Source organism: Pseudoxanthomonas sacheonensis (genome assembly GCF_031455975.1).
In the GTDB taxonomy this organism is placed as follows: Bacteria; Pseudomonadota; Gammaproteobacteria; order Xanthomonadales; family Xanthomonadaceae; genus Pseudoxanthomonas_A; species Pseudoxanthomonas_A sacheonensis_A.
Genome location: NZ_JAVDTT010000003.1, coordinates 19348 through 39762, shown reverse-complemented (window position 1 = coordinate 39762; position 20415 = coordinate 19348). Strand labels below are relative to the sequence as shown.

Annotated in this window: 7 protein-coding genes; 5 read left to right on the top strand and 2 right to left on the bottom strand. The window is 63.3% G+C overall.

Annotation, left to right across the window (positions count from 1 at the left end; all coding sequences use genetic code 11):
* Positions 1-68 precede the first annotated feature (68 nt).
* The 3 genes from J2W94_RS12350 to J2W94_RS12340 all read left to right on the top strand — a co-directional run bounded on the left by J2W94_RS12350 (position 69) and on the right by J2W94_RS12340 (position 15029).
* On the top strand, positions 69-893 hold the full coding sequence (locus J2W94_RS12350; protein WP_310093801.1) for an OmpA family protein: 825 nt from the start codon (positions 69-71) through the stop codon (positions 891-893).
* A 77-nt stretch (positions 894-970) separates the two neighbouring features.
* Positions 971-1480, top strand: a complete 510-nt coding sequence (locus J2W94_RS12345; protein ID WP_310093798.1) for a DUF4019 domain-containing protein — start codon at positions 971-973, stop codon at positions 1478-1480.
* A gap of 826 nt (positions 1481-2306) precedes the next feature.
* Positions 2307-15029: an autotransporter-associated beta strand repeat-containing protein gene (locus J2W94_RS12340; RefSeq protein WP_310093795.1), complete on the top strand. Its 12723-nt coding sequence runs from the start codon at positions 2307-2309 to the stop codon at positions 15027-15029.
* Between the two features lie 116 nt (positions 15030-15145).
* Here J2W94_RS12340 and J2W94_RS12335 read toward each other — a convergent pair whose 3' ends face one another.
* A complete protein-coding gene (locus J2W94_RS12335; RefSeq protein ID WP_310093792.1) occupies positions 15146-15499 on the bottom strand; it encodes a hypothetical protein in 354 nt (117 codons plus the stop codon).
* 171 nt (positions 15500-15670) lie between these two features.
* Here J2W94_RS12335 and J2W94_RS12330 point away from each other — a divergent pair, with 171 nt between their 5' ends.
* Positions 15671-18031 carry a ligand-binding sensor domain-containing protein gene (locus tag J2W94_RS12330; protein WP_310093790.1) on the top strand — a complete coding sequence of 787 codons (2361 nt, stop codon included), beginning with the start codon at positions 15671-15673 and terminating at the stop codon, positions 18029-18031.
* Here the strand turns inward: J2W94_RS12330 and J2W94_RS12325 are convergent.
* A complete protein-coding gene (locus tag J2W94_RS12325; protein WP_310093787.1) occupies positions 17972-19153 on the bottom strand; it encodes a sensor histidine kinase in 1182 nt (393 codons plus the stop codon). The genes J2W94_RS12330 and J2W94_RS12325 overlap by 60 nt on opposite strands.
* A 300-nt stretch (positions 19154-19453) precedes the next feature.
* Between J2W94_RS12325 and J2W94_RS12320 the strand changes: the two genes are divergently transcribed.
* On the top strand, positions 19454-20149 hold the full coding sequence (locus J2W94_RS12320; RefSeq protein ID WP_310093784.1) for a response regulator transcription factor: 696 nt from the start codon (positions 19454-19456) through the stop codon (positions 20147-20149).
* Positions 20150-20415: the final 266 nt, after the last annotated feature.

Here is a 20415-nt window from a genome sequence, read left to right as displayed (position 1 = left end):
CTCCGCGGAAGGGCCCGCACCTCTCATATCAAGGCACGACCACCACAACATTCCCAGGGGAACACGCAATGAAACGCACTCTTAAAATTTCCAGCGCGCTGTTGATCTCGATAAGCGCCGCACTTCTGCTTTCGGCCTGCGGTACCCGCCACGTCAGCCGCGACATCAGTCCGCAGGGCGTGGCCGGTGAAGTCGTCTTCCCGGATCCGGCGCATATCGTGATGAAGGGCGGCACCTTCCCCAACCTGGGCGATCTGCGTCTGGTGGGGCCGGGCATGACCAAGGATCAGCTCTACCAATTGCTGGGCCGTCCGCATTTTCACGAAGGCTATGCTGGCGTGCGCGAATGGGACTACCTGTTCCACTTCCGCAAGAACGGCCAGATCATCACCTGCCAGTACAAGGTCATCTACGACAAGGACTATCTGGCCCAGACCTTCCATTGGGCGCCCGCCTCCTGCGCCGATCTGCTGGTGGAAGCAGCGCCAGTGGTGGCCGGCGAGTCCAAGGAACGGAATTTCAGTCTGTCGGCCGATGCGCTGTTCGCGTTCGCCAAATACGGTGTCGACGACATTCTGCCCAGAGGACGTGAAGAATTGGCCGCCATCGCTGGCAAGCTCAAGGACGCCGACAACGCATCGATCAAGGTCGTTGGCCATACCGATAGGATCGGCAGCGAGGCGGCCAACCAGTTGCTGTCGCAACGTCGCGCACAGACGGTGCGCGAGTTCCTGGTCGCTCGCGGCGTGGCGGCATCGGCCATCACCGCCGAGGGCCGTGGCGAAAGCGAACCGGTCAAGGAGTGCGAAGACCAGGAGCGTACGGCATTGATCGCGTGCCTGACTCCGAATCGCCGGGTCGAAATCCGGGTCGATGCCAGCTCGAATAAATAAGTATCCTTGACCGTGAAATAGCGTTCGCCGGCCTAGACTGACCAACGCCCGCAAACAACTTCTTCGGAGAATTACCCATGAAAGTTTCCAAGTTCGCACTCGCTTCGCTGCTGCTGACGTTCGCCGGCGCGGCTAGCGCGCAACAGGCGGCACAACCCACGCGTGCGCCCGCGCAGAAACCGCAGGCCACGCAACCGCAGCTGACGCCCGAGCAACAGGCCCAGGTCGCGCGCCAGGATGCGGAAATGACCAAGGCCGCGGCGCAGGTGGTGCAAATGGTGGACCAGAACAAGGTCGCCGAAGTCTGGATAGGCGCCTCTCCAGTGGCCAAAGCAGCGACGACCCAGGATGAGTTCGTCAAGCAGATCGCGCTGGACCGGAAAAAAGTCGGTGCCGTCGCCGAGCGTAAACAAGTGGCGGTCACCCGCGCCGTTTATCCGGCGGGCGCCGCCGTGCCGGCTGGCAACTACGTCAATGTGGTCTACGCCACCAAGTTCGCCAACGCGCCGCAACCGGTGCGCGAACTGGTTTCGTTCCATCTTGACAGCGACCAGACCTGGCGCGTTTCAGGCTATAGCTTGCGTTGAAGTCATGCTTGCGCTGATCGGGGAACGCCGCGAGCGCAGTACTGTTGCAAGACAAACCCACCTCGCGGTGGGTTTGTCGTTTTGATCATGCCCAATTCAAACGCAACTGCGCTTGATCCACCAGATTGACCGGGGCAGTGAGCTTTTGCCTCCCCTTTTGCAAAAGGGGGCAAAGCCAGAGCCAGAGCCAGAGCCAGAGCAAAAAGAGCAAAGCCTGAGCCAGAGCCAGAGCCAGAGCCAGAGCAGAAAGGGCAAAGCCTGGGCAGTGGAGCTGCTGGGATTGGAAGGACGATAAGCGCGAATCGAGCGCGAATAACAACTGATAGTTTTGGTTAGTTTTCGCAAGATTAAGTGGCTATACGACGATCCATTTTGTAAAAAACGCGATCAGTTCACGATTAGCGAACCAGCCAAGTCGTTTGTGCATAAACGTGTTGCGCAGTTTCGGGAAATGCATTAATTAAGATCCTATTAGCTGTAGTGGAACCAGTTACCTGGGGGGGGACTGGATTGGGTATCTCGGGGAATGCCGGATCGCCAGGAAGGGCGTGCTACGGATCCAGACGGATCTGGCCTGCCAACTTGTCCGCGCGTTGGCATCTCCCTCCACAACACAATCTTTCACTCGCGATAACGAGAACGGCACCCCTGCCGTTCTCGTTATCGGCGTTGGCTCATGTTGCAGCTCCAGTCTCGATCGGATCAACGACCGCGGCCATGCCCTGCTTCAGTCTCGTTCGCACGCCTACCTGACTGCATTTGTCGCCGTTCCGCATTCCCGCGGGACGGGCTGATCCTATTTGCACTACTTCAGAGGGAAGTTTTCATGAATCGCATTTTCCGCATCATCTGGTCCAAGGCGCTGTGCACGTGGGTAGTCGCATCCGAATTTGCGACGCCGCAGGGCAAGGGCAAAGGCCGCAGTGTCGACAAGACAGGCGTGACGGCTTTGCTCGACCGCACCGGGACCGGAAGCTGGGGATTGCGGCTGGGCATTCTGACGGCGCTGCTGGCGCTGTACGCACCGGTGCAGGCGGCGGACCGGTACTGGGACGTCAATACCACGGGCGTCGGCAACGGCGGCACGGGCGCATGGGACTTGACCAGTTCTTTCTGGAGCCCTAACGCCGATGGCGTGAGCGGCCCGTACGTCACTTGGAACAACGCCGCGCTCGACGACGTGTTTTTCGGCGGCACCGCCGGCACGGTGACGCTGGGCACGCCGATCACCGCGCACAACCTGACATTCAATACGACCGGCTACACCCTGACCGGCAGTACGCTTACGCTGGCGGGCACCACGCCGACCATCGCGATCAACAGCGGCGCCAGCACCATCGCGTCGGTCATCGCCGGCACCGCCGGCCTGACCAAAACCGGCGGCGGAATTTTGAGCCTCACGGGCGCGAACACCTTTTCGGGCGGCATCGTGGTCAACGCGGGCAACTTGAGCGTAAGCGGGGATGCGGCGCTGGGTAACGCCGCCAACGGCATCACCATGGCGAGCGGCACCTCGCTGAGCAGCAGCGCCGCCTTGAGCGCCAGCCGCGTCGTCACCTTGAGCGCCGGTAACGTCAACGTAGGCGGAGGCGGCGTGGGATCGGCGCGCTTCACCGGCACCGGCAACCTGGGGGCAAGCAGCGGCGTCACCATGAGCAACGCGACCAGCGACTACACCGGTCGGACGAGTTTCGGCGGCGGCGGCTCATACGGTTTCACTTCCATCGCGGATCTGGGCGTGGCCAGCGCGCTCGGCGCGCCAACGACGGCCGCCAACGGCTTGATAACCGTCTCTGCGGGCGGTGGATTGGGCGGGTCGCTGATCTACACTGGCGACGGCGACAGCTCCAACCGCAATTTCGTGTTCAACAACACTTCGAGCGGTGGAAACCTGCTGAGAAACTCAGGCACAGGGACGCTGACCTTGACCGGCGACATCAGCACCGCCGGCGGCTTTACGCTCGGCATGACCTTCAGCGCATTGACGGCCGACCTGCAACTACTGGGGACGATCAGCAGCACGACCAACCGGTCGTTCGGATTCTCCGGAGGTGCGGGCCGGACCATCACCCTGGGCGGCGCCAATACCTATGCCGGCGCTTCCGGCATCAACGGCCTGACAGTAAGAGCCAGCACCCTGACCAACACGGGCACCGCCAGTTCGTTCGGCACCGGCACCGCCGGTGGCATCGGTATCACCAACGGCGTTCTGAGCTACACCGGTGCAGCGACCAGCACGGACCGCAGCCTGGTAATCGACGGCGCCAGCACCGTCGCCAACGATGGCACGGGCGCACTTTCGCTCACCGGCGCGACGAGCTTCGGCGCAGGCGGCGTCGACGCGTTGACGCTCGGCGGCAGTTATGCAGGCACGAACACGGTGTCCGGCGTCGTTTCTGGCACCGGCAGCATCGCGATGAACGGTGCCGGCACCTGGGTACTCGGCGGCGCCAATACCTATGTCGGCACCACCACCGTGCAGAGCGGCACGCTCCGCGCCGGCGGCGCCCAGGCATTCGGAACCTCCGGCGCCGTCGTCAACGGCGGTACTCTGGATCTGGCCGGCAATAGCCTGACCTTTACCTCGCTCGCCGGCAGTGGCGGCAACGTGCAGACCGGTGGTGGCCAACTGATCATCAATGGTCCGGCTGCGACCAACACCAGTTACGCCGGCAACATCGCCGGCAGTGGAGGTCTCACCAAACTCGGCGGCAGCACGCTGACCTTGACTGGCACCAACACCTATACCGGCGCGACCAACGTTGGCGGCGGCACGCTCGGCCTCAGCTTCGCAGGTGCGGGCGGGCCGACCAGCAACATCATTTCCAGCACCTCGACCTTGAACATGGCCGGTGGCAACCTGGTCGTGACCGGCGCCACGGGCGAAGCCAATACGCAGACCTTCAATGGCTTGAACGTCACCGCCGGCAGCAACAACGTCACCACGGCACCCGCGGCCGGCGGCACCGTCACCATCAACCTCGGCAGCATCGTCCGTGGCGGCGGCCTGGTCGATTTCGATACCTCCGCCAGCGGCATCATCACCACCACCAACGCCGACGGAACGCTGGGCGGCTGGGCGACGGTCAACGGCAGCGACTACGCCAAGGTGCAGGGCGGCAGCATCGTCGCCTTCACCGACACCGACTACACGGACAAGGACGACGCAGCCACCTGGCTGGACAACGAGTTCATCAGCGACAGCGACGGCGACGCTCTCAGCTTCTCCGGCACAGTGACCGGCAGCAAGCAGCTGGGCGGCCTGCAATACACCACGGCGGCGAATTCAACGGTGAACGTGGGCGCCGGCCAGACCCTCGGCATCGATGGCACCATCATTGTGGCGAGCACGGTGGGGAACACCGCCAAGATCATCCAGGGCGGCAATCTGACCGGTCTTGCCGGCGGCGGCACGCTGGGCGTTTTGCAGAACGGCGGGACCAGCAGCAACTTCACCATCGCCTCGACGATCATCGACAACGGCGGCGCCATCGGCTTCAGCAAGGGCGGCACGGGGCGGGTGACGCTGTCCGGCGCCAATACCTATACCGGCGCCACGACGCTGAACAGCGGTACGCTCTCGGTCAATACCATCGGCAATGGCGGCGCTGCGAGCGCCATCGGCGCCTCGGCTGCCGACGCATCCAATCTGGTACTCGAAAACGGTACGCTGAGCTATACCGGGGGCAGCACGACCACCGATCGCGGTTTTACGCTAGTCAATGGAGGTCTGTCGCGAACCATCGAGGTCGTCAACGGTGCCACCAACCTGACCTTCAACGGACAGGTCACCAGCCCGGACAATGCAGGCCTTACCAAGACCGGCGACGGCACGCTGACACTGGGCAACGGCGGCAACGATTATGTCGGCGTCACCACCGTCGGCGACGGCACGTTGTCGGTCGGCACCTTGGCCGATGGCGGCGTGGCCAGCGGTATCGGCGCGTCCAGCAACGCTTCCGACAATCTGATACTTCAGGGCGGCGGCGAACTGGAATATACCGGCGCGACGGTCGGCACCGACCGCGGCTTTACGCTTGGAGGCGGCGGCGGCGCCGTCGACGTAGCCCAGGGCGGCACCACACTCACTGTCGGTGGCACGGTGGTGGGGGCCGGCACGCTGAGCAAGAACGGCCCCGGCACCCTGGTGCTCTCAGGCACAAACACCTTCACCGGAGGCGGCTTCATCAATGGCGGCGTTCTCCAGGCCGGCTCGACGCAGGCGTTCGGCACCGGCGGCTGGACCATCGCCAGCGGCTCCACGCTCGATCTCAACGATCTCAACAATACGGTCCGCGCACTTGCCGGCGCCGGCAGTGTGGATCTGGGCTCCGCGACGCTGACGCTCAGCGGGGGCGCGGGTTCCAATTTCACCGGCGGCATTACCGGTACGGGCGGGGTGACGAATGTCGGTGGTTCGCAGATATTCAGCGGCTGCGGCAATACCTATACCGGCGCCACTACGATCAATAACAGCGTGATCCGCACCGACTGTCTGGCCAATGGCGGTTTGGCCAGCGGCATCGGCGCTTCGTCCGCCGCCTCGGCCAACCTGACGCTGACGAACAATGGAATTCTGCAATACACCGGCGCCAGCGTCACGATCGACCGCGGGATCAATCTGGGTGGCGGTTGGGGCTATGTCTACGTGGCCAACGGCACCACACTGGGTTTCACCGGCGCGGTCGTGGGTCCGGGCGGGCTCGCGAAGCGCGATCAGGGTACGTTGGTGTTGTCCGGAACCAATACCTATACCGGCAGCACGAGCCTCGAGGCGGGGATTTTGCGCGCTGGCTCGACCAGTGCCTTTGGCACAGGTGGCGTAAGCTTTGTGGATGTCGCCGGAGCAGCGTTGGACCTCGCCGGTTTCGACAATTCGATCCTGTTCCTGCAGGCCGGCGGTCCTGTCGGCGGCAACGTCACGCTGGGTTCGGGCACGCTGACGATCACCAACGGCAGTAACGCGATCTACTCCGGCGCGATCAGCGGCACGGGCGGCCTGGTCAAAAGTGGCGGCGCCGATCAGGCGCTGGCCGGCTGCGCTAGCTCATATACGGGCAGCACGACCATCAACGCCGGCGGACTCACCGTCAGCTGCTTGACCAATGGCGGCAGCAACAGTTCGATCGGCGCCTCCAGCGCTGCGGCGAGCAACCTGGTGATCAATGGCGGCTATTTGCAATATAACGGTGCCGGCAACAGCACGGATCGGCAATTCACACTGGGCGGCAGCGGTTCTCTTTACTCGTCTGGCACTGGCGCGATCGCGTTCACCAGCACGGCGGCGGTCACGCACGGCGGCACAGCGAACACCGCGCGTACCCTAACGCTTCGAGGCACCAACACCGGCAACAATATCCTTGCTGCGCAACTCACCAACAACGGTACCGGCGCGACTTCGCTGACCAAGACCGACGCCGGTACCTGGATCCTGACAAATCCGAACAGCACCTATACCGGCGTCACCACCATCAGCGGGGGTGTGCTCGGCGTCGACAAACTCAGCAATGGCAACGTGGCCAGCAGCATCGGTGCCTCATCTGCGGCCGCTGCCAATTTGGTGATCGGCAACGGCTCGACGCTGCGCTACACCGGCAGCGGCGATACCACCAATCGGCTGTTCACGCTCTCGGCCGGCACTACCTTCATCGAGTCCTCGGGCACCGGTGCGGTCGTTTTCACCGACACAGGTCCGGTGACGCTGCAGACCAACAATGCGGCGCGCACCATCGCGCTCGGCGGCACCAACACCGGCAACAACACATTGGCCGGATCGATCGGCAACGCGGGCACCGGCGTGACTACGCTGGCCAAGAACGACAGCGGCACCTGGGTGCTCACCGGCAACAATACCTTCACCGGCAACACCACCATCAACGACGGCAATCTGGTCATCGGCAACGGCGGCACTACCGGCAATGCCGGCGCCGGCAACGTGATCGTCAATGCGCCGACCTCGACGCTGTCGATCAACCGCAGCGACGCCTTCAACTTCACCGGCACCTTGAGCGGCCCCGGCACGCTGGCGCAGATCGGCACCGGCACCACCATCCTGACCTCGGCCGGCAACACCATTGGCGCGACGACGATCGGTGCGGGCACGTTGCAGGTGAACGGCAGCCTGAGCACCTCGACGATCGGAATGAGCGGCACCTCCGCGCTGACGGTCAACGGCACCGTGCAAGCCGCCGGCGGTACGGCGGCTACGTTCACCGGCGATGCCGGAGCAAGCACGATCAATATCAACGGCATACTGCTCGCCAACGGCAATCTTGGCGGCGGCAGCGATGTGGTCAACGTCGCCGGCACGCTGAACACCGGCGTCGCGGCGCTGAACTTGGGCGATGGCAACGACACACTGTCGCTGGTCGATGGCGGCGTAATCAGTGGCGCCGGCGTCGACGGCGGCCTCGGCGCTGGCGACATCCTGCAGGTGAACAATGCCGCGCCGCGCACCCTCAGCGGCGCTCTCTTCGCAGGCTTCGAGCGACTGATCAAACAGGGCCTCGGAATTCTGACGGCGACCGGCAACCACACCTTCAGCGCAGGCACCGACCTCGCCGGCGGTACCCTGGACGTCGACGGCAGCGTGACCACGCCGACCGTGACCATGGCCGACGGCACCACCCTCAACGTCGACGGCACGCTACAGGCCGCTGGCGGTACCGCGGCAACGCTCACCGGCAGCGCCGGCGTCAACACGGTCCTGGTCAACACGGGCGCAACGCTTCGGGCCAACGGCGATCTGGGTGGTGGCAATGATGTCGTGACTCTGGCCGGCACGCTGGATACAGGTGCCGCGGCGCTGAACCTGGGCAGTGGCGACGATACGGTGACGTTGAACGACGGCGCGGCGCTGACAGGTGTCGGCATCAATGCCGGCGCGCAGACGGCCAGCGATGCGCTGATCCTCAACAATGCGCTGGGCCTGGCCTTCGACGGCAGCCGTACCGTTGGCTTCGAAAGCCTGATCAAGCAGAACACCGGCACCGCGACCATGACCGGTGCGCAGACCTTCACCGCGGGCACCACGATCAACGGCGGCGTGCTTGATGTGGATGGCAACCTGACCACGCCGACGGTGGCGCTGGCCGACGGCACCACGCTCAACGTCGACGGCGCGCTGCAAGGCGCCGGTGGCACCGCGGCGACGATCACCGGCAGCGCGGGCATCAATACGGTGACTATCACCGGAACCGCGATTGCGAATGGCGACCTGGGCGGCGGCAACGACGTGCTCGATGTGAGCGGCACGCTCGATATCGGTGGCGGCGTGTTCGCGCTCGGCGACGGCGACGACAGCTTCGTGGTGCACGACGGCACCAACGTGATCGGCGCCATCGACGGCGGCGCGGGTCTGGACAGCCGCGTCTACAACATCAACGGCGTCGCCGATCTCGGCGCGCTGGTCAACTTCGAGGGCATCACCAAGACCGGCACCGGTACGTTGAACCTCAACGGCCCCGGCACCACCGAGCTGCAGGAAGTGGAAGTGCTGGACGGCACGCTGAATGTCGGTGCAGGCGCCAACGTGGCGGCGACCGCGGGCAGCACGTTGAACACGGTCGTGGGCAGCGGCGCGACGTTGAATGTCGATGGCAGCTTCGGCTGCGGCGCCGGCGACGACACGATAACGGTGGGCGGCGCGGTCACCGGCTCGGGCACGATCGACCTGTGCGGCGGCGACGACACGCTCACGCTCAACGACGGCGCCGATCTGGGCGGTTTCGGCGGTACGCTGGACGGCGGCCTGCACAGCACCGCCGACCGCATCGTGTTGAACAACGCCGGCGCGATGAACTTCAGCGTCGGCACTCTGGCCAATTTCGAGATCCTGCAGAAAGACAACATCGGAGAAGCGACGCTGAACGGCAGCATGGCGTTCAGCGGCGGCACGCTGCTCAACGACGGCACGTTGACGGTAGCGGGCAATCTGACCACGCCGACGCTGGCGATGGCCGGCGGCACCACGCTCAACGTCGGCGGCACGCTGCAGGGCGCCGGCGGCACCGCGGCGCAGATCACCGGCGGCGCCGGCGTGGAGACGACCAACATCACCGGCACGGCGACGGCGACAGGCGATCTGGGCGGCGGCAACGACGTGCTCGATGTCACCGGAACGCTCGACACCGATGGCGGTGTGTTCGCACTGGGCGACGGCAACGACAGCTTCGTCGTGCACGACGGCTCCAACGTCATCGGCACCATCGATGGCGGCGCGGGCCTGGACAGCCGCGTCTACAACATCAATGGCAGCGCCAACCTGGGTGCGCTGGTCAATTTCGAAGGCGTCACCAAGACAGGTACCGGCACGCTGAATATCGACGGTCCCGTTCCCACCGATCTGCAGGACGTGCAGGTGCTGGGCGGCACGCTGGACATCGGTCCGGCGGGCAGCGTGGTCGCGAGCGCGGGCAGTGCCTTGAACACGGTGGTTGGCAGTGGCGCGACGCTGAACGTGGACGGCAGCTACGGCTGCGGTGCGCAGGCCGACACGATGACGGTATCCGGCACTGTTTCCGGCACCGGCGACATCAACCTCTGCGGCGGCGATGACACGCTGACGCTCAACGACGGCGCAGTGCTGGCCAACCTGATCGATGGCGATGCCGGCGCGGCCGATACGGTGGTGCTCAACAACGCCGGCGCAATGACCTTCGCTGGCGCCAACACGCTGAACTTCGAAATCCTGCACAAGGACAACACCGGCGAAGCGACGCTCACCGGCGCCTCAACATACATCGGCGGCACCGCGCTCAACGGCGGCATGCTGACCGTGGCCGGCAGTCTCGCTACGCCAACCCTGACGATGGCGGACAACACCAGTTTGAACGTGACCGGCACGCTGCATGGCGGCGGTCTCGCGGCGGCCATCACCGGCAGCGCTGGCGTCAACACGGTGACGGTCGCCGCTGGCGCGACCCTGACCGCGACCGGCGATCTGGGCGACGGCAGCGATGTGCTGGATGCGGCCGGAACCATCGACACCGACGGCGGGGTGCTCTCGCTCGGCGCGGGCGACGACACCTTCAACGTCTACGACACCACCGACACCGCCCTGGCCACCATCGACGGCGGCGCGGGCAACGATCTGCTGGACGTAACGGTGGGGTCGGGCAACACGGTGCCGCTGGGCGGCCTGTTGGGCTTCGAGTCGCTGGGTAAATCTGGGCTGGGCACGCTTGAGATCCATGGCGTCTCGGACTTCATCGACGTCGATCTCAACGCGGGCACCTTGCGCGTTACCGACACCGGCAGCGTGAGCGCGACCAACACCACGATCCTGGCCGGGGCCACGCTCGAACTGGCCGATGGCGGCAGCTACAGCGGCACCGCGGCCGACGACACGTTCACGGTCGCCGGCACTGTGGTCAGCACCGGCAGCAACGTCGGCACCATCGATCTGGGCGGCGGCAACGACACCTTCACCCTCCAGGACGGCGCCGATCTATCGGGCCTGGCCCAACCCGTCAACGGCGGCGCGGGCACGGACAACTTCGTCGCCGATCTGGCCAGTACGGCCACTCTGGGCGGCGCGATCGACTTCGAAACGTTGACCAAGACCAATAGCGGCACGCTGATCGTGGCTGGTCCGGCCGCGTCCACCTTCGCTACGGTCAATGTGGACGGCGGCACGCTGGACATCGGTGCAGCCGGTAGCTTGACTGGCGTGCAGAACGCGACCGTGGCCAGCGGCGCCACGCTCAACGTCGATGGGGTGTTCGGCTTCACTGCCGGTGCGGATAGCTTCACCGTCGCCGGTACCGTCACGGGTGCGAGCACGATCAACATGCTTGATGGCGACGATACGTTCACGATCCAGGACGACGCGGACCTGTCCGGCTTGAATGGCCCGGTCGACGGCGGTGCCGGTACCGACACCTTCGTGACCGATCTGGCCGGCACCGCCACTCTCGGCGGCGCGGTCAACTTCGAGGCCTTGAACAAAACCAATACCGGCACGCTGATCGTCGCGGGTCCTGCTTCCTCCAGCTTCAACACGGTCAACGTGCAGGGAGGTACGTTGGATATCGGCGTCAACGGGTCGCTCAACGGCGTAGTCGCCGGAACGGTGGCCAGCGGGGCGACGTTGAATGTCGACGGCAGCTACACCGGCTCGACCGGTGGCGACACGTTGACCGTAGCCGGCACTGTGACCGGCAACGGCGACATCGCGCTAGGCAATGGCGACGACACACTCACACTCAACGATGGCGCCGACCTGAGCGGGTTCGGCGGCACGCTGGATGGCGGCGCGCACAGCGGTGGCGACCGAGTGGTGTTGAACAACGCTGGCGCGATGAATTTCAATGCGGCCAATATCGTCAACTTCGAGTTCCTGCAGAAAGACGGGGTGGGCGAGGCGACGCTGACCGGCAACATGAGCTTCAGCGGCGGCACCCAGATCAATGGCGGCACGTTGATCGTCGGCGGGGCGCTGACCACGCCGGCCTTGGGTATGGCCGACGGCACTGCGCTCAATGTCGATGGCATGTTGCAGGGCGGCCTCGGTGGTGCCGCGACGATCACCGGTAGCGCAGGCGTCAATACCGTAACCGTAACTGGCGTGGCGATCGCGCAGGGCGATCTGGGCGCGGGCAACGACGTGCTCGATATAACAGGCACCTTGGCCACCAACGGCGGCACTTTTGCACTGGGCGACGGCGACGACGACTTTGTCGTACACGACGGCACCATCGTGAACGGTACCATCGACGGCGGCGCGGGCCTGGACAGCCGCGTCTACGACATCAACGCCAACGCCGAGTTCGGCGCGCTGCTCAACTTCGAGGGTGTGACCAAACGCGGCACCGGCACGCTCAACATCAGCGGTCCGGGCGCGACCGATCTGCAGAGCGTGGAAGTGGAGGGCGGCACGCTGAACGTCGGTCCGGCCGGCAGCATCATTGCGACCGCGGGCAGCACGCTGAACACCGTCGTCGCCAGCGGCGCGACCTTGAACGTCGACGGCAGCTTCGGCTGCGGCGCCGGCGCCGACACGATGACCGTGGCTGGCACCGTATCCGGTAGCGGTACGGTCGACCTGTGCAGCGGCACCGATACGCTGACCCTGCAGGACGGCGCAGTGCTGGCCAATATCGTCAGCGGCGGCGCCGATATCGATACCGTGGTGCTCGACAACGCCGCAGCGATGACGTTCGACGGCGGCAACACGATCAACTTCGAAGTGCTGCAAAAGGACAACGTCGGCGTGGCGACGCTCACCGGCAACGCGACGTACACCGGCGGCACGCTGCTCAATGGGGGCACGCTGACGGTCGCCGGCAGCCTGACCACTCCGACTTTGGCGATGGCCGACGACACCACGCTCAATGTCGGCGGCGCGCTGCAAAACGCCGGCGGCACCGCAGCGGCGATCACCGGCAGCGCCGGCACCAACACGGTGAACGTCGCCGGCACCGCACTGGCCAATGGCGACCTGGGCGGCGGCAATGATGTGCTCGATGTGACCGGTACCTTGAACACGGGCAGCGGCGTATTCGAGCTGGGCGATGGCGACGACACGCTGACCATCCACGACGGCACCAATATCGTCGGTACGGTCGTGGCCGGCGCAGGCAACGACACCTTCAACACCGACATCGCCACCAACGCCGATCTGGGTGCGGTACAGGGCTTCGAAACGCTGAGCAAGACCGGTATCGGCACGCTCGATATCAACGGCCCGATGAGTTCGGACTTCACCACGGTCAATGTGCTCGCCGGCACCGTGAACGTCGCCGCGGGCGGCAGCGTGGCGGCGCAGAACACCACCGTCGCGGCCGGGGCGACCCTGCAGATCGCCGGCAGCTACGGCGGTACCGCCAGCGACGATAGCTTCACCTCGATGGGCACCGTTCGCGGCGCGCTCGCTTTCGGGGTCGGCGCCGACACGGCACGCTTCGTCGGGGGAGACATTAGCGGTCTGACCAGCTTGGACGGCGGCGCCGGCAATAGCGATCTGCTGAGTTTCAGCGGCTTGCAGTTGCAGGGCGCAAGTGCGCCCACGCTGGCCGGATGGGAGCGAGTGGAGTTGCTCAACGACAGTTCGCTCACCTTGGGCGGCGCGTTCGATCTGAGTGGCGGCGTGCTGGCGATCGACGCTACTTCCACGCTGTTCGCCAATGCCGGCGCCAGCCTCAACGGAAGCGTCGAGAACGCGGGCCTGGTCGATGTCGGGCTCAATCGCCTGGCCATCAGCGGCGGCTATACCAGCAACGCGGGCGCGCTGCAGCTAACGGTGTCGCCCGGAACCTCGAGCTCGGGCGGCTTGAACATCAGCGGCGACGTGGTGGGTACCACGCGGGTGGTGTTCGATAGCGATGGCAGCAGTCCCGCAGCGGACGCTCCGGCGTCGATCCTGGTGATCTCCAGCCCGAACGACAATACCGCGACCGCGGGCAGCTTCGTGCCCTCCGATTCTCCCGATGGATTCGTACGCCTGGAAGGCAGCGTCAATCCTTGGACCTTCGGCCAGCAAGCGGACAACAACTGGTATTTGAACGCCGAGACCGCCAGTTTGCTGCCGGAAATTTCCGGCTATGGCGTGCTACCCAGCCTGGGCACGCTGCTCAGCCGGCAAAGCGGCGACCTGGTACACCAGCGTCTCGCTGGTGTACGCAGCACTGAACGTCCGCAATGCGGCGGTCAGGGTGTCGGGCAGTCCGGACGTGCCGGCGCGACTACCGACGTGATGGACGACTGCCATGGACTTTGGGTGGCAGCCACCGCCAGCGAACTGGAGTTGGGGGCTGATCCGGGTTTTGAAGTCTCCGGCGACGATGTGGGTCTGTACGTCGGTATCGACGGCGATCTTGAGCGGGACAACAGGACGATCCGGGCTGGCGGTTACGTAGGCTTTACCCACGGCGTGTACTGGACCACCGGCGTCAGCTCTACCGAACTGGCGGGCACCGGGCCGGCAAGGATCGACATCGACTCGCCCGTCGTCGGCATGTACGCCGATACCGAATGGCACAACGGCAACTACCTGGATCTGGTCCTGAGCGGCCATCGGCCGGGCGCCGATATCCGCACGGCGGACGGTTTTACCCAGCGTGTCACCGGCAACTCCCTGACCCTCAGTGCCCGCGTCGGGCGCAGCTATGCTCTGGACAATGGTTGGGCGATAGAGCCGCAATTGCAGCTGACCGCCAGCCAGATGCACTGGCAAGACGTTGTCGATGCGGCGGGCCGGGAATTGCTGATCGACGACGATCTGGCCGGCACGGCTCGTGCGGCCCTTCGTGTAGAGAAGGCGTTCACCACTGCGGGCGGCGCCTCGATCAAGCCGTGGCTGACGCTCGGCGTCCAGAACGTGGTCGGCGAGAAGGAAAACGGCATGTACCTGGGCACGCCGGGTTCGATGGAGGCGGCGCAGGCGTTCCCGAACCACGATCTGGGTACTTCGGCGAGTCTGGATATCGGCGTAGAAGCCGCGCTGAAGGATCGTCTGAGCTTCTTCGGCGTGCTGTCGATCAGCCAAGATGTTGACGGTAGCGACTTGGAGCAACGCGAAGCCAACATGGGTCTGCGCATACGTTGGTAACGGAAAGCAGTTGGCCGGCAGGCGGGAAAACGCCTGCCGGCAACTACGTCAAAGTGATCTATGCCGCCAAGCTTGTTAGAAGGCGCGTCTAGATTAGTCCGCAACCCATATGCCGGTTATGCCTGGCCGAATGCCGCCATCAGCAGCAACACAAATGCGGTGACCGCCGCGATGGCATGGGCAACGACCAGCCAGGCCGGCAATAGGCGTTGCCGCCATTTGTACGCAAGGCTCATCACCGCGCCGCCTGCGGCCGCCAATAGGAACAGCGCCAACGCCAGCGTCGCCATCGCCGGAACAGGCTGCGTGCAGATTGCATAGAGCAGCAGCGTCAAGCCCGACGCGGCCAGTAGGCCATGCAGCATCGCCAGCCAGGCGGGTGGATTATGTTTGGTGGTGAAGCGAATGGCCGCCATGAGCAAGCCGCCCAAAGCGGTAATCGCCAACAGAATCGTCGCGGTTTGCAGCATGGCAGTGGCCCGCAATCGGGCATTCAGATTAGGCGGCTCTGGGTGAGCATCACGTCTCAATAGAGTTAAGCTAACGTGATGACATCTCGTGACGAATTCACGCCTGCCGGAAGCCGACGACTGCGGTCACTCTCAACGGCCGTCTCGAGAGGAGCATGGATTCGTCCGCTGGTGCAACCTCTGATCGTGCTCGTATCCGTTCTGGCATCTGTCAGTAGCCTGGCCGCACCGGTGGAAACGGCACCGACTGCCGAATACCAGAACATTATCCGCGGCTATGGTCACGAAGACGGTTTCTCCCAGAACGCGGTCACTGCGCTCCTGCAGGGGCAGGACGGATATTTGTGGCTGGGAACGTTTGGCGGCCTGGTGCGTTTCGACGGTGAGAAATTCACCACGCTGCGCGCGACCCACGGCAATCCCGTCCGTCTGGACCCAAAGGACAGGGGAGGACCTGGCAGCGACCGCATAGTGGTGCTCCGCGAAGACGCCAAAGGACGCATTTGGATCGGTACTCAGGATGGAGGCTTGAGCCTCTACGACCACGGACGCTTCCAGCAACTGCGGATCTGCGGCGGAACCTGCCAAGTGATCGCACTTTCGTCACAAGTCGCAGGAACCCTGTGGGCCACCACCGACGCGGGCGTATTTCGTATAGACACCGATACGCTTCGGGCAACGTTGATCGAGGATAAAACCGCGGGAATTTATACCCGGGTTGCCGTTGGGAACGATGCCCATGCCTACGTGAACGGAGTGGGCAAACGGATGGGGAGGATTGCAGGCGAAGGCATCGTTCCCGTCCCGCTTCCGCAAGGCATTAGCTCGACATGGCAGATGGTCGAGCTTGGCGGAAATATCTGGATGATGACCAACAAGGGACTTTATCGGTTCGATCCCTTGCGGTCTTCCTGGACGCCGAAGTCCGTCGAGGTGGATGCGAGTCTGGTGGAGTCTCAGGATGGAACTCTCTGGGTCTCCACCAAATCGGGGCGATTGCTGCACACCGATCTTTCGGGTGAACTGCAGCCTTTCTCGGGCCTTCCTCCGATGTCGGTCAACGCGGTCTGGCGCGACCGCAACGGCACCCTTTGGCTAGGCAGCGGCGGAAAGGGTTTATGGAGCGCGCAGCTCAGCAAGGCGATACTTCGAGGCAATACAGATGATCATTCGGTGTTCGGAGCAGGGGGCCGAGCCGTGGTCGGCGACGGCATGGGCGGCACCTGGCTTGGCTTCGCCTGTGGCGGTGTGCGCCATCGTCTTGAAGACGGAACCTATGAAACGCCTCGCACGAGCATCGTAAAGAAGGAGGAATGCGTCGTCAGCTTGCTTCGTGACGCCGAGGGCAATCTGTGGCTAGGCACCGCGCATGCCGGATTGCAGCGTATCGCCGGCGGAGTGGCGGAAACGATACCGTCGTCTTCGAATTTCGCGAATCTGCAGATCTGGCAATCGGATGACGGTGATTACTGGTTGGCCGCCGATGGGCACACATTCAAAGTCCAGAGGACAAACGCCGGGGTGTTCGCTCTCTCGCAGCCGGTAAAGGTGCTGGAGGGTCTTACGGTCAAGAAAATGATCGATGCCCGCAAGGGAGGTGTGTGGTTTGTCGGTGACTACGGGGTAGTACGCCTGGATAAAGACCGCATCGTCGAGCGCTGGACACCCGAGCAGGGCCTGTCCAGCCGGTTCGCCCGTTCCCTATACGAAGACAGCCGCGGTGTTCTGTGGATCGGCACCTATGGGGCCGGCCTGAACCGAATCGAGAACGGCAGGATTACGCACTACGATGAAAGCAACGGCCTGTTCGACGATACCGTTTCCTGCATCCTCGCCGACGGCACCGGGCAGATGTGGCTGGGAGGCAATCGCGGTATTTCCGTGCTGCCGAGCGCCAGCCAGCAGGGAGAGAAGTTCGAATCGGTACCGTTTGCCGTCAGTTCCGGATCGGTTTCGTTCGAGCTCAATGGCGGCACGCAATCCGCTTGCCATCAGGATGAGAAGGGACATCTATGGTTCGCATTGGTAAGAGGGTTTGCCGAGATCGATCCCGCCAAGCTGGTCGAGGTCTCTGCGCTTACGCCGAGGGTGCACATAGAACGGGTCACGAGTGCCGGTTTGAAGCACGATCCGCTGAAGACTGTGGTGCTCGATACCTCCGCGCAGCTTCTGGAAATCGAATATACCGCCATCAACCTTACAAACCCGGACCAGCTCAGCTTTCGCTACCGAATGTCGGGCGTCGATTCGAAGTGGACCAATGCCGGTTCGACCCGCAACATCATTTTCCAGGATGTGCCTTGGGGCGAGCATGTATTCGAAGTGCAGGCACGCAATCGGGGCGGATCCTGGTCCCCATCGGCGACAGTCAGGATTTCGCGTCCTATCCCGTGGTATCAGCGTCAGTGGCTTTGGCCTTTGATCGCATTGCTGGCGTTGCTGACCGTGATGTGGCGCACCCGCGAATACCAGTCATCCAGCAGGCACAACGATCGCCTGGGCCGCATCACCGGAAGAGGCATGCGCGGCTAGACCCTCGTTACCGGCTATAGGAGGATTGTCTTGTCCGGCTTCCGGTAGCTCTATGAGTATGGCGGTGCCGTTGCCATCGCTGTTCGCCACCCTGACGGTCCCCCCCGCTTCGGTGATCGATTGGTAAACCACGGCCATCCCGATCCCCGTGCCTATGCCTTCCGGCTTGGTGGTATAGAACGGCTCGAAAATTCGTTCGCGGACTTCCGACGGCATGCCATGTCCGGTGTCGGTAAGCACCACCACGACCTGCGTTCCAAGTTTGTCGATAGCCGCCTTGAACACTCCCTCGTCGGGCATGGCATCGCGTGCGTTGCTTGCGATGTTGAGGATCGCCAGGTCGAACTCGTGCCTGTCCATATGCAGGGGAAAGGCCCCGGCCGGAATGTCGAGCAGCACGCGGGTTCTCTTATTGAATAGCGAGCGCAGCAGCGGCGCCAATTCGCGCAGCGCCTCGCCTGCATCGAATGTGGTGACGGGGCCGGGAGTGCGGCTCAGGGAAAGCAGGCGGCGGGTCACCTCGCCGCCGCGACGCGCTGCCTTTTCGATGGCATCCAGGCTGTCCATCGCCTGCTCCGACTTGATCACGTTCAAAGGGTCGGTGGCATAGCCAAGGATGACGCTGAGCAGGTTGTTGAAGTCGTGAGCAATGCCTCCTGCCAATTGGCCCAGGGCGTCCATCTTCTGCGAATGGATCAATTGCGCCTGTTTCTGTTCCTTGGCGCGGATTTCCGTTTCCAGCTCATCGCAGACCAGGTCCAGGTCCCGGCTGCGTTGATCGGCATGATTGGACTTGGCGATCAGACGGTCCAGGATCAGCGCGATGATCAGGCATGCCAAAGCGGGCTGGGTCAGGTTGGTCAGGCTTTCGCTCAAGCCCGCTCCGGCGTGGCGGAAATCGGCCGTCGTACCGAGCAGGATCGCGCCAATGCTGGCCGCCGCGGTCAGCCATACCGCCCGCCTGCCCAGCATCAAGCCGGCGAAAAGCAGGGGAATCATGTGGCTCAGCTGTAAAAAGGCCTGGGCCTTGAGCCCGTAGTGCCAATAACTGGCGCCGATGAACAACATGCTTGCCGTGATCAGAAAGATCGCGACTAAGCGTGGATAACCACGAAGCTTCATAGTCCTCGATCCGCGCGAAATGGGAAATGTTGGTAGAGAACAACATGCAACCCATCATTTCAATATTTTTGTGACGCCGTGCAAAATTCGACGCAAGTCGGCGTTGTTTTTTGCGCAAGGCGAAACGAATATTTCTAAATAGTTTGCAATATTTTGATATTGAACTACTCTGTTTAGTATAAAGTTTGCGTTAAAACAACAATAGCAATCAGCAGCAATCATTTTCTCATCCATCCCATGGTCATGATGTTGTCCTCAGGACAATGACGGGACAACTGTGGAAAGTTGAAGGATGTTCCTGTGAGTAAATTGGAACTGGAGTGCGTTCTGGTCGTCGAAGACGATGCGGAATTGCGCGACAAAATCCTTGTCCCCGGTCTACGGCGCTTCGGGTTCAAGCCCGTCGGCTTGGGCAGCGCCGTCGAGCTCTATAAATGGCTGGCGAGCAATTCCTGCGGGCTGATAGTGCTGGATGTCGGACTCCCGGACGACGATGGTTTCGCTGTGGCCAAGCACCTGCGCGAGACCACCGGTGCGGGGATCATCATGCTGACCGGCCGCCATTCCCAATCCGACCATATACGCGGACTGGCCGAAGGCGCCGACGTCTATTTCACCAAACCTCTGGACGTGGAGTTGCTGGCCACTGCCTTGCACAGCTTGTCACGCAGGATGTCGGCCAGACCTCTTGCCCAGGCATTTGCTCCGAGCGAACGCTGGCGGATCGAAGCCAACGGCTGGAGACTGGTCGCCCCCAACGGCAGCGTGATCGCGCTGTCGGTGCCCGAGCGGGCGGTGCTGCAGAAGCTCGAATCCGCCGATAAGCCGGTTCCCAGAGAAGACCTCGTCGCCGAACTGGACGGTATCATCGAGGACTTCGATCCTAGCCGACTGGATATGCTGATTCACCGCCTCCGGCGAAAAGTGGAAACCAAGGCAGGCCACGAATTGCCGCTCTCGGCGGTGCGGAAGATGGGTTATATGCTTTCGTTCTGAGTGGCGTCAGTCTGTGCGTCTACGGGGATCAACCGCAAACGTCGAATGCCCCTGGGGAAGGGAGCATCGCGATCCAATGCTTGCAGAGACGAAGCCCATGCTTTCAAAGGGCTCCTTGTCTTGTCTTCTATTGTCTTGCGGACACGGGCACGGCCGCGGCCTTCGCGGCAAGATGCAATATTTGGATATATAGCGAAATCTTTCGTGCTTGTGATTCAGGTCACGAATAAATAAATTGCCCCACCTAAAACAGGGGCCATTCAGCG